Origin of the sequence: Candidatus Dechloromonas phosphoritropha, assembly GCA_016722705.1 — a bacterium.
Lineage (GTDB): Bacteria > Pseudomonadota > Gammaproteobacteria > Burkholderiales > Rhodocyclaceae > Azonexus > Azonexus phosphoritrophus.
In genome coordinates this window covers 758,237-769,831 of sequence record JADKGN010000001.1, presented here as the reverse complement: position 1 = coordinate 769,831, position 11,595 = coordinate 758,237, and the positions used below count along the sequence as shown (strand labels likewise).

At 60.2% G+C, this 11,595-nt stretch carries 13 protein-coding genes; 10 read left to right on the top strand and 3 right to left on the bottom strand.

Annotated features, from left to right (window positions below):
• The first annotated feature begins 9 nt into the window (after nt 1–9).
• Nucleotides 10–435, top strand: coding sequence for a thioesterase family protein (locus IPP03_03785; protein MBL0351822.1), 426 nt, complete (start codon nt 10–12; stop codon nt 433–435).
• Nucleotides 432–1,322, top strand: coding sequence for a radical SAM protein (locus IPP03_03780; GenBank protein MBL0351821.1), 891 nt, complete (start codon nt 432–434; stop codon nt 1,320–1,322). Before IPP03_03785 ends, IPP03_03780 begins: the two co-directional genes overlap by 4 nt.
• Before the next feature lie 13 nt (nt 1,323–1,335).
• Here the strand turns inward: IPP03_03780 and msrB are convergent, their stop codons facing one another.
• Nucleotides 1,336–1,728, bottom strand: coding sequence for a peptide-methionine (R)-S-oxide reductase MsrB (msrB, locus tag IPP03_03775; GenBank protein MBL0351820.1), 393 nt, complete (start codon nt 1,726–1,728; stop codon nt 1,336–1,338).
• An 84-nt stretch (nt 1,729–1,812) separates the two neighbouring features.
• Between msrB and IPP03_03770 the strand changes: the two genes are divergently transcribed.
• Nucleotides 1,813–2,508 (top strand): UPF0149 family protein, encoded by a 696-nt coding sequence (locus IPP03_03770; protein MBL0351819.1) that lies wholly within the window; start codon nt 1,813–1,815, stop codon nt 2,506–2,508.
• Nucleotides 2,509–2,833: 325 nt separating this feature from the next.
• Here IPP03_03770 and IPP03_03765 read toward each other — a convergent pair whose 3' ends face one another.
• Nucleotides 2,834–3,658, bottom strand: coding sequence for an IS630 family transposase (locus tag IPP03_03765; protein MBL0351818.1), 825 nt, complete (start codon nt 3,656–3,658; stop codon nt 2,834–2,836).
• 163 nt (nt 3,659–3,821) lie between these two features.
• Here IPP03_03765 and IPP03_03760 point away from each other — a divergent pair, with 163 nt between their 5' ends.
• Nucleotides 3,822–5,036 carry an IS4 family transposase gene (locus IPP03_03760; protein MBL0351817.1) on the top strand — a complete coding sequence of 405 codons (1,215 nt, stop codon included), beginning with the start codon at nt 3,822–3,824 and terminating at the stop codon, nt 5,034–5,036.
• Nucleotides 5,037–5,555: 519 nt separating this feature from the next.
• Here the strand turns inward: IPP03_03760 and IPP03_03755 are convergent.
• Entirely contained in the window at nt 5,556–6,023 is a 468-nt protein-coding gene (locus IPP03_03755) for a CreA family protein (GenBank protein MBL0351816.1), read from the bottom strand.
• A gap of 209 nt (nt 6,024–6,232) precedes the next feature.
• On the opposite strand from IPP03_03755, the gene IPP03_03750 reads away from it, so the two are divergent.
• From IPP03_03750 to IPP03_03725, 6 genes are all read left to right on the top strand, one after another.
• Nucleotides 6,233–7,618, top strand: coding sequence for an IS4 family transposase (locus IPP03_03750; GenBank protein MBL0351815.1), 1,386 nt, complete (start codon nt 6,233–6,235; stop codon nt 7,616–7,618).
• A gap of 91 nt (nt 7,619–7,709) precedes the next feature.
• A protein-coding gene (locus IPP03_03745; GenBank protein MBL0351814.1) for an IS5 family transposase occupies nt 7,710–8,583 on the top strand; the annotation gives its coding sequence in 2 pieces (ribosomal slippage) (nt 7,710–8,119 and nt 8,118–8,583; 876 coding nt in all).
• A gap of 185 nt (nt 8,584–8,768) precedes the next feature.
• Nucleotides 8,769–9,242: an IS30 family transposase gene (locus IPP03_03740; protein MBL0351813.1), complete on the top strand. Its 474-nt coding sequence runs from the start codon at nt 8,769–8,771 to the stop codon at nt 9,240–9,242.
• A 78-nt stretch (nt 9,243–9,320) separates the two neighbouring features.
• Nucleotides 9,321–9,629 carry an IS66 family insertion sequence element accessory protein TnpB gene (locus IPP03_03735; GenBank protein ID MBL0351812.1) on the top strand — a complete coding sequence of 103 codons (309 nt, stop codon included), beginning with the start codon at nt 9,321–9,323 and terminating at the stop codon, nt 9,627–9,629.
• A complete protein-coding gene (gene tnpB, locus IPP03_03730) occupies nt 9,629–10,006 on the top strand; it encodes an IS66 family insertion sequence element accessory protein TnpB (GenBank protein ID MBL0351811.1) in 378 nt (125 codons plus the stop codon). The genes IPP03_03735 and tnpB overlap by 1 nt, the downstream gene beginning before the upstream one ends.
• Before the next feature lie 9 nt (nt 10,007–10,015).
• Nucleotides 10,016–11,593 carry an IS66 family transposase gene (locus tag IPP03_03725; protein MBL0351810.1) on the top strand — a complete coding sequence of 526 codons (1,578 nt, stop codon included), beginning with the start codon at nt 10,016–10,018 and terminating at the stop codon, nt 11,591–11,593.
• Nucleotides 11,594–11,595 lie beyond the last annotated feature (2 nt).

The following is an 11,595-nucleotide window of genomic DNA, read 5'->3' as shown; positions in this document are numbered from 1 at the left end:
GTGACTTCCTTGGCCAGAATCCATATTGACCTTCCCGATCGCTTCAGCTTCTCGACGCCGATCACGATTTACATCAACCACATCAACTACGGCAATCACCTCGACAACTCGGCTTTGCTGGCGCTGGTTTCGGAAGCGCGCGTCCGCTTCTTCAAGGCGCTCGGCTACACGGAACTGAATGTTGAGGGCTTTGGCATCATCGTTGCCGATGCGGCGATCCAGTATCGCTCGGAGGCATTTCATGGCGAGGTGCTGGTCTTCGAGATGACGGCGAACGATTTCAACAAGTACGGCTGCGACCTGGTCTATCGCGTCAGCGAGCAGAGCAGCGACCGCGAAGTGGCGCGCGGCAAGACGGGCATCATGTTCTTCGACTACGCGGCACGCAAGCCGGCATCGGTGCCGACTGCCTTCCGCGAGAAATTTCCGACATGATCCCGATTCGCTACGTCGAACCCGTCTTCCGTCCGCCGAGCGAGGCCGAATCGCTGATCCTGCCGGTGACCGATGGTTGTTCGTGGAACGAATGCACCTTCTGCGAGATGTACACCGCGCCACAGAAAAAATTCCGGGTGCGTGAGGAGGCCGAGGTGCTCGACAGCATCCGCCTGACCGGCGAACATTACGGCGATCAGGTGCGTCGCATCTTCCTCGCCGATGGCGACGCCACGGTACTGCCGACCCGGCGCCTGCTGGCGATCCTTGAAGCGATCAAGGCGTACCTGCCTGCCGCGCGGCGCATCTCCAGCTACTGCCTGCCGCGCAACCTGCGCAAGAAATCGCAGGCGGAAGTGAACGAACTGGCGGCCGCCGGGCTGTCGATGGTCTATGTCGGCGCTGAATCGGGCGACGATCAGGTCTTGGCTGCGGTCCACAAGGGCGAAACCTTCGAAACGACGCGCGAGGCGCTCGACAAGCTCGGCGCAGCCGGAATCACGCGTTCGGTGATGATCCTCAACGGCCTCGGTGGCAAGGTCTGGTCGACGCAGCATGCGGCCAACTCGGCGCGCCTCGCCAATGCCACGCAGCCGGAATATCTGGCGACGCTGGTCGTCAGTTTTCCGATGGGCGAGCAGCGTTTACGTGCCGGATTCCCCGAGTGGGAGCCGTTGAGCCAGCACGAACTGTTTGTCGAAACCGAACAGCTTTTGTCCGCGCTGGAACTGAAGCGCACTGTTTTCCGCAGCGATCATGCCTCGAACTGGCTGGTCCTCAGGGGCACGCTGGGTGCTGACAAGGAGCGCCTCCTGGCGCAGGTGCGGCAGGCCATCGAAAATCCTGACAAGGCGCATCTGCGCCCGGCCTGGGCGCGCGGCCTGTAGTGATTCCTTGTGGCTACTCTTTTTCCAGCTTGAGCGATGCCGAGTTGATGCAGTAACGCAGCCCGCTCGGCGCCGGGCCGTCGGGAAAGACGTGGCCAAGGTGGGCGCCGCATTCGATACAGGTGACTTCGGTGCGGGACATGCCGAAGCCGCGGTCGACATGCTCGGTGACCAGTTTTTCATCGTTGGGCGTATGGAAGCTCGGCCAGCCGCAACCCGAATCGAATTTGGCTTGCGAGCGGAACAGCGGCGCGCCACAGCACACGCAGCGGTAGGTGCCATCGTCATGGCAATCCCAGTAGCGGCCAGTGAAGGCGCGCTCGGTGCCTTTCTCGCGGGTGACGTGATATTCGTCCGGGCTCAACTGGGCGCGCCATTCGGCGTCGGTTTTTTCGATTTTCGGCATGGCGGATCAATCTCCGGGTTGGCGATGCGATTTGAGACACCTATACTTGACCATGATTCACTCAGGCAGTCAGGAAAAAGCGAAATGAACCCGGCCCCTCTCAGCGACAGCGATCTCGACCACCTCGAACAACTCCTCGAAGCCGACTTGTTCCAGGGCGACGCGATGCGCCTGGACGAAATCCAGGCCATGCTCTGCGCCATCGTCAGTAGCCCGGCGCCGGTTCTGCCCTCCGTCTGGCTACCCGAGGCGCTGGGCAAGGGGCTGGATGACGCCGAAGATGAGCAAGTGCTCGAAGCGGTCGAGTTGCTGATGCGCCTGAGCAACGACCTCGCCGTCGCCTTGCTCAACGACGAGACGATTGCGCCGGTGCTCTATCCGCTCGACGAGAGCGGCGAGGAATACGACTATGCGGCCTGGGCCGACACCTACGTCTTCGGCGCCGGTCTTGGTGGTGACTGGTTTGAGCTGGCCGGCAAGCACGCCGACGACCTTTCCGAACTCCTCGAACCGATGTTCGTGCTCAACGGCATGCTCAAGGAAGATGTCGAGGAAAGCGGCGAGCGCTGGTTTCCGCCGGCCGAGGAAGCCCGCCTGGTGGCCGACATCCAGGAAAATCTGCCGGTCATCGTCCAGGCCCTCTACAATTTCTGGCGCAACCGACGCCGGGGTGGCGCCGTGCGCCGCGACGAGCCGAAATCGGGCCGCAACGACCCGTGTCCGTGCGGCAGCGGCCGCAAGTTCAAGCAATGTTGCGGTCGACCCGATAAATTGAACTGAATCCGCAACCCGCTGCCGCTTTCGTCTCCGTTATCGACGCAACCTGGGGCCGGGTTTCGAAGGTTCCTGGAATCCACTTAAAAGAATGCAAAAAAAGCATGTTGCGCTTCGGGCGAATCAGGCGTACAAAGGAAGTGCAGTTTCGTATTGCTGACCACAAGGAGAGCGATTATTGAGAATGCAACTTCTTCAGGATGACTAGGCAGTACCCAGACGGGGAAACCCGATAACCGGTGCACAAGGCACCGCTACAAAACGCCGCTTAATGCGGCGTTTTCCGTTTACGTCCGTTTTCAGTGCTCTCCGCGCTGCTCCAGGGCTAATTCTAAGTAGCGTTCAAGTTGAGACTAACAATCCATGGCCATGCGGTCAGGCTGCGCAGCCCTGAGGTATTTGCTGCCAGACGGGGAAGGCCTGTTTCCAACTGGCGGATGACACTACCGAGGTCGGCAAACACACGATTGGGAAACTCCTTCTCCCGCACCTCATCCCAGACGTGCTCCTGCGGGTTGAGTTCGGGCGCGTAAGGTGGCAGGCGCAGCAGACGAATGTTCTCTGGCACTTGCAGATCCTTCGATACGTGTGAGCTGGCGCCGTCGACGACCATCAGCATGAACTCCTTTTCATGCGCGGTACTGACTCGGGCCAGGAACGCCGTCATCTGTTCGGTGTTCATCTGCCGACAGGTCATCCAATCCAACTCGCCTTCGATGGGGCTGACGGCGCCATAAACGTAGATGAACTCCCGCTCGTAGCCGTTGCAGACCATTGGCCGTGCTGGGTTGGGTGCCCAGCAGCGACGAATTCGCACCATGCGCCCAAAGCGCGCTTCGTCCTGAAACATCAGGCGCACCCGGCGACCCCAAACCTCTTCCTGTTTCAAGAGGGCTGCCAGTGTTTCAGGAAGTTTTTTTCCACGCTTCCTGGATCGGCGGATCACTCTTCGGATGCCGGATGCCGGATGCCGGGTGTCGGGTGCGACCTTGCGCCAGCCGTGCCGCGCCAACAGGCGATACACGACAGAGGCGGCCACAGGACGTCCCAGCTTTTGCGCTAACGCGGCACGCAGTGGCGAAACGACCAGAATTCCCCCTTCATTGGAGGCCTGCACCCAAGGGGCCAGGAAACGGTCCTCCTCTTCCAGTGGCAGCGAAGCTCGCCCAATCCTCTTGACTTAGCGGTCTGTCATCTAATTTTGGCAACTTTGCCATCTGGCCGCGCCAAGATATAATCGAGCATGTAACCAATTGATATAAATAGGCTTTATATGACGGCCTAAATATGCCAATATCGTTTCACGGCTAACGGACTACATTCATGGCGCCAATTTCCTTGCCGCCGCCCGCCGCGAGCCTCGGTTTTTCACCCGAAACCGTGAATTGCCATTCACGAATCTGATCGCTTTCCTGCTCACCGGCATTCGCGGCGCAGTTCAGGCGGAGCTTGATTCCTGCTTTGCCCTGCTTGCCGGAAGAACCCGCCTTTGTCGGGCGATCACGGCCAGTGCCTTCTCAAAGGCGCGCAGCCATCTGGTCGCCAATCTCTTTGAGCCGCTCAATACAGAATTGCTGCGCCTGGTCGATGAGGTCGTTCCGCAGCAGCCGGACTGGCAAGGCTTGCGGGTCTTGGCGGCGGATGCATCGAAGGTACGTCTGACCTTGCTTGACCTGGAAGGGCGCCGCCATATTCGAGAAGCGGCCATCTTCGGTTTGTTTCGGCCAGGGATCGAATTGTTCGACTCGCTGATTTTGCACAGTTCGCTGGTCGGCGAACGTCAGATGTTGTTTGAGCGGCTTGACCGACTCGGTGCTCAGGACATGCTGGTGCTTGATCGCGGGTATCCGGGTGCCTGGTTGGTCGCGGCGCTGTTGCATCGAGGTATCCCCTTTTGCATACGCTGTGATTCGTCCGCTTCCTTTTCTGCCATCACCCAGTTCATGCGATCCGGAGAAGATGAGGCGCAGGTGACATTGCCGCCACCGCATCGTCAGGATGCCATTGATTACGAGTGTCCGCGTCTGCCTTCTATGGTTCGCCTGATTCGTCAGGTGACGCCGACTGGCAAGGTACGGGTCTTGATGACCTCCTTGCTTGATACCGCGCGGTATCCGGCCACAAGCTTCTCAGCCCTTTATCACAGCCGTTGGCGTATCGAGGAGGCGTTCAAGCGCATCAAACACCGGCTCAATCTGGAGCACACGTCCGGCCTGACTTGGCTGGCCGCCTGCCAGGATGTTGGGGCCAAGATGGTGTGTGACAATCTCAATGCCCTGGCCACCTACCTGGCTGCGGAAGAGCGGCTGCCCAGCGATTCGCCATGGCGAGTGAATCGGACGATGGCCTTCAATACCGTACGTCGTATCTTGCCCCGAGTCTTGGCGGGTGTGCAGCAAATCACCACCCGAGTTACCAAGGAAATCTTCTCGGAAATCGTCAAAAACCTTCAGAAATTTATCCCTGATCGTGCTCGACCTCGGCCAAACCAGCGAAAGCCTCACCTGTCCTTTGCTTACAAACCCGCCGTATGACTATGGGCTAAGTTGAGAGGATTGGAAGCTCGCCGGCGACCACCCCAATTCGGTTGGATTGCGTCCGGTTTGGCCAATAGCCGGCGCAGGCGCGCTTGTAGCCTGGGCACGGTGGCTCGACCTATGCCCAGTACCGCTGCGGTCTGCTCCAGCGTCGCTCCCAATAGCGCCGGTAGCAGCACCGCCTGCGCACAGCGCAGGGCCTCAACATTATCGGCGTCTCTCACGGCCGCTTGGGCCTGCGTCACCAATTCCGGATCTACTCGCCGCGGTCTGGCCATGTCAATGCCTCCCAAGTATCTTGTACTTAGGAATATTCTAGCATTAGTATCATCTTGAACGCTAATTTGAATAAGCGCCCCGGGTCGTGTCGTCGTGCGCATGTGCCGGAGCAGCGCAGCACACGATGTGCGGCAGCGTGGTGCTACCCGGTGCCCCGCCCGGCTGCGGCAGTTCGCGGCTTTTCGAGCCGTTCCCGGTGACATGAGGCGCGACGCCGCCCAACGATGTCCTGCCAGCTCACTTGCTCCCCCACGGCTGGACCGGCACCGTCGAGATCGCATTGGCGGGCGCGCCCTCGATAATCTTGCGGCTGATCGCCAGATAGATCAGCACATTGCGCTTGCGGTCGACGAAGCGAGTGATCTTTGTTTCCTTGAAGAGCAGCGAAGTATTTTCGCTGAAGACGACATCTTCGTCGGGGAGTTTGGCCGGCAGGGTGATCGGACCGACCTGGCGGCAGGCGAGCGAGAACTGCGACGGATCTTCGGCCAGCCCGAAACTGCCCTTGACGCCACCCGTTCGCGCCTGGCTGATGTGGCAGGTAACGCCGGGAATCTTCGGGTCATCATAGGCATAGATGCACACCCGGTGGTTGGCGCCGATCAACTTCCAGGCGGTGGTTGAGCAGCCGATTTCCTCGGCCGCGACAGGCAGGCTGGCCGGCAGGGCGAGGGCGGCGACAAGCAGTGTGGCGCAGCGCTTCATGGATGTGGTTCCGCAAGTTGAAGGCGCCAATGATAAGCGAAGGGCGGTTCAAGTCCGAAGAGCAACAAATTGAAGGGAAAAAGGGGACAGACCAGAATGGCACTTACTTAAGCCCCAACATACTGATGTAATTGATAAAGCAGGCTGAATCGACGCGTGATAAGTTGGAGTCGCCAAACACCCGACTGTCACCCGAGGAATCAGCCCCAATGCATGCTACTCACAAAGCCATCACCCGGCAACGTCACGCGATTTCGGCGAAGGCCAACAGCGTAGATGCCCACGCGTTTTTCGATCTATTGACTGGGCCGGAACTCTTCGATGCCGTGGAGTTGGCCTTGCCGCCGCACCGAGAGCGACTGTTTCCGCCCACTGAAACGCTATCGATGTTTTTGGCGCAAGCCCTCAGCGCCGACCGCTCCTGCCAACGCGCCGTCAATGAAGGGGCGATCAAGCGCCTGATCGCCGGACTCACGCCCTGCAGCTCCCATACCGGCGCCTACTGCCGGGCTCGCCAACGCGTGCCGACGTCGATGGTCAGTACCTTGACCCATCAGACCGGGCAATGGCTAACGGCCCATGCCCCGGCGGCATGGCACTGGCGGGGGCGTCCGGTACGATTGGTGGATGGGGCCACGGTGATCATGCCCGATACTGACGCCAATCAGGCCGACTTCCCGCAGCCCGGTAGCCAGAAGGCTGGATTGGGATTCCCGCAATGCCGGATCGTCGGCCTGATCTGCCTGGGCAGCGGTGCTGTGCTCAATGCCGCGATCAGCGCCTGTCGCGGCAAAGGCAGCGACGAGCAGTCCTTGCTGCGCCGCCAGATCGACACCTTGGTGCGCGGCGATGTGCTGGTGGGCGATGCGTTCTTTGCCACCTACTTCCTGCTCTGCGCGCTGATCGAGCGAGGGGTTGATGCCGTCTTTGAACAACACGGATCACGCCAACGCACCACCGATTATTGCCTCGGCCAGCGACTGGGGGAGCGTGACCACCTGCTGGTTTTATCCAAACCAGGCATCAAGCCAGACTGGATGTCTCAGGAGGATTACGCGCAGGCACCGGCCAGTGTCACGGTTCGCGAGCTTCGGGCGGGGGGCAAGACACTCGTCACGACCTTTCTGTGTCCAAAGCAAACATCCAAGGAGGCCATCAAACGCCTGTATCGGGATCGCTGGCATGTTGAACTTGATCTGCGCAACATCAAGACCACCTTGGGCATGGAGCAACTGGGCTGCCAAACGCCAGCCATGGCCGTGAAGGAAATCTGGGTCTATCTGCTCGCCTACAATTTGATCCGCTTGATGATGGCTCAAGCGGCGCTACAAAGCGGCCTCTTGCCCCGTCAGTTGAGCTTCAAGCATGCCGTGCAAGTCTGGCTCGCCTGGGCGCCTCATGCCTATCATGGTGGCATCGCACACCCCAGCCAACTCTTCGCCCTCATTGCCCAGCAAACCGTCGGCAATCGCCCAGGCCGCATCGAGCCTCGTGCCCTCAAGCGACGCCGCAATGCCTACCCATTATTGATGAGACCACGCCCTATGGCACGGGAGGATATCCAGCGCCATGGGCACCCAAAAAAGCTTAAGTAAGTGCCATTCGGGACAGACCAGAATGGCACTAAGAACTTGTCCGTAAATAGTGGATAATCACTGCCCATGCGCGAGAATTGCGTTGGGGGAGATGATGGCAAAAGTGAAGTCATGGGAAGTGACCGAGGAATTCTGGAAGCGCGTTGAGCCACTGATTCCGATACGCCAGCGACTGGCGGATCGGAGTTACGTCCGTAAGGCTGGCGGGGGGCGCAAGCCCAAAGAACCGAGGCTGGTCTTCGAGGCGATTATTTATGGGCTGCGCACAGGTTGCCAGTGGAAGGCGCTCCCGGCGGAGCGCTTTGGCAGTTCCAGTGCGATTCATGCGCGATTTCTGGCGTGGGAGAAGGCCGGGGTGTTTGAAGCCCTATGGAAGCGCGGACTTGCCGAATACGACGACCTTGAAGGTATCGCCTGGCGCTGGCAAAGCCTTGACGGCGCGATGATGAAGGCCCCGATGGCGCAATCAAGCGTTGGACCCAATCCAACGGACCGGGGAAAAAAATGGGAGCAAGCGTCATTTGCTGGTGGACGGTCGTGGCGTCCCGTTGTCGCTCGTCGTGACCAGCGCCCATCGGCACGACGTCTCTCAGGTGGCGGCTGTGCTTGAGGCCATTGTCGTCAAGCGAGCGTCGCCACCCAAGCGGCGAAGCAAACACCTTTGCGCTGACGCCGGCTACACCGGCGCGCCCGCATTGGCGATCATCACGAAGCACGGCTACATCCCCCATGTCAAAGGGCGTGGGCAAGAGGCCGGCGAACTCAAACGTGACCCCAGGAAGAAAGCCCGGCGCTGGATCGTCGAAGTGGCCCACAGCTGGTTCAACCGCTTCCGAAAGTTGTTGGTGCGATACGAGAAGCTTGAGCGCAGTTTCTTGGCGCTCAACCACCTGGTCGCATCGATCATGGCGTTCAGAAAAAACAAACTGAAAGTGAATATTATTTACGGATGTGTTCTAAGTTAAGGCTGTCCAGCATGCCCAGCGCTAGCATTGTCGCTGCAAAAATGGACGCAATACGTCCTTAACTTAGCGCCATTCGGCACAGACCACAGTTTCCCCATGACCGATTATGCAGTGACTGGCAAAGTAATAATCCCTGGCGCGCTCAAATCTGAAGTGCAACACTTTCCGGGAGGTAATGTGTTGCGATGGGAACGAAATACGAACACCTGAGTTGTGAAGAACGCACGATGATCCAGTTGGGGCTTGAGCAGGGCTGGACGCAGCGGGCAATTGCCCGCTGCGTCCAGCGCGCGCCGAGTTCGATCAGTCGTGAATTAAACCGCAACGGCTGGAGCAATCCCGCCACAGCACCCAAGAAACGCGGGCGTCCGCCGGTCGCGGGCGGCTATCGGGCGCCACTCACGCAGCAGCGCGCCAGTATGTTGGCAAGGACCGCACAATACCCTTCTCGACTCGCCCAGGACGGTCCGCTCTGGACACATGTCGAACGCCTGCTGCGCGCCTGCCATTCTCCGGAACAGATCGCGGGCATACTGCAGCGAATGCACCCGGATCAACCCAAGCTTCAGGTCAGTCACGAGACCATCTACGCCCCGAAGGAAGTCCCCCTGGGGGACACCGCGCTTTACGCGATAACACGCGGCACGCGTAACCGGTAACTCTGCGGCGTTCTTTCCAGCGCCGATCGTGCTGTCGACAATGTCCTCCTCGAATCACGAAACGCGGAGGAGGCCAGGATGGCCAAGGCAGGGGAAGGGTCGCGGGTGCGGCGTAGCGCGAGCGAATGGGAGGCGTTGCTGTCGCGATTTCCGGGCAGCGGTTTGAACGTTGCGACCTTCTGCAAACGCGAAGGGATCAGCGATACCAGCTTCCATCGCTGGCGCACACGTCTGGGCATCGCCCTCGACAGTCAGGACAAGGCCAGCGGCCAGCCGGCCACCTTCGTCGACGTCGGCCCTCTGAGCACAACCACGGCGACGCCCGCTCGTTTCCACCTCACCCTCGACCTCGGCGGCGGCCTGATCCTGCAGCTGGAGCGCCGCTGATGTTTTTCCCTGAAGGCCAAATCCGCGTCCAAGTCTATGGCCAGCCGGTCGACCTGCGCAAATCCTTCGACGGTCTGTACGCGATCACCCGTCATGTCCTCGGTCAGGACCCGCTGAGCGGCCAGCTCTTCGTCTTCTTCAATCGCCGTGGCACTCAGGTGAAGGTGCTCTACTGGGATCGCAGCGGCTTCTGCCTGTGGGCCAAGCGTCTCGAAGAAGGCCGTTTCGTCGCCAACTGGGATAAAGTGCGCACGTGCGAAATCGACTGGACCGGTCTGAAACTGCTCCTCGAAGGGATCGAGCCGGGACGCCGGAAGAAGCGTTATCACGCCTCTGGAGCGCCCATAAAAACACTTCAAAACAGCGGCTTGTGTTAAAATACACGCATGGATTCAGCACGTTACCAGACGGTTTACAACCTCGAACAAGCCGCAGCATTGTGCCCGCAAGAGGTGCTGGATCTGTGCCAGACGCTGTCTGCTGAAATCACCGCACTGAAGCAACAAATCGACTGGTTCAAGCGCCAGATCTTCGGCCAGAAAAGCGAACGACGCATCGACGTCACGCCGAGCGGCCAACTGAGTCTCGGCGAGTTCCCGACGCCCCCACCAGGTTCTGAGTCACCAGGTCGCCCCGTCGCCGCGCATACCCGTCAGCCGACCAGCAAGCGTCCCAGTGACGAAAGCGTGCCCTTCTTCGACGAGAACCGCGTCCCAGTCGAAGTCGTCGAGCTCACCGCGCCGGAAGTCGAAGGCCTCTCTCCCGAGGACTACGAGGTCATCAGCCACAAGGACAGCTATCGCCTGGCGCAACGGCCGGGTAGCTACGTGGTGATCAAGTATCGCCGGCCGGTAATCAAGCTCAAGAGTAACCAGACACTGGTCTGCGCCAACGCGCCGGCCGGTGTCATTGAGGGCAGCCGGGCCGACGTCAGCTTCGTCGCCGGACTGCTGATTGACAAATTTGCCTACCACCTGCCACTGTATCGCCAGCATCAACGCCTGGCCGATGCGGGAATCACCGTCAGCCGGCCGTGGCTGACGCAGATCGGGCAACAGGGCATCACTCTGCTCGAACCGATCTACGAGGCGCAGTTTGCCTCGATCCGCAGCTCGCGCGTCAAGGCGATGGACGAGACGCCGATCAAGGCCGGACAGGGCGCACCCGGCAAGCTGAAAGCGGCGTACTTCTGGCCGGTGTATGGCGAAGGCGACGAAATCTGTTTCCCCTTCTTCGCCAGTCGCGAGTTCAAGCACGTCGAGGCGGCCCTCGGACTGACCGCCGCCGAAGGCGCGGTGCTGTTGTCGGACGGCTATCAGGCCTACAGTCATTACGCGGCGCAGATCGGGATCACGCACGCCCAATGCTGGGCGCACACGCGTCGTAAGTTCTTTGACGCGCAAGACGCGGAACCAGAAGCGGCAGCGCAGGCACTCGCGCTCATTGGGGACCTGTATCAGGTCGAAGAGCGCATCCGCGAGCAAAAGCTCACCGGTGCAAGGAAGCGCGACTATCGTCTGGAGCATGCCAAACCGATCGTCGAGCGTTTCTTCGCCTGGGTTGGCGAACGCTTCGCGGCGCAGGGGCTGTTACCGCGCAATCCGCTGACCAGGGTGCTGGCCTACGCGCGCGATCGACGATGGGGACTGGAGGTCTTCCTCGCCGACCCGGACGTGCCGATCGACACCAATCACCTCGAACGCGCCCTGCGGGTGATTCCCATGGGGCGCCGCTCCTGGCTGTTCTGCTGGACGGAGTTCGGCGCCAGGCAGGTCGGGATCATCCAGAGCCTGATCGTTACCTGTCGGCTGCATCAGATCGACCCCTACGATTATCTCGTCGATGTCCTGCAGCGCGTCGCCGAGCACCCCGCCGACCGCGTCCATGAACTCACGCCACGGGTCTGGAAAGAACTGTTCGCTCAGAACCCGCTGCGCTCGCCTTTGTACGCGTTGCCGAAGTAGGG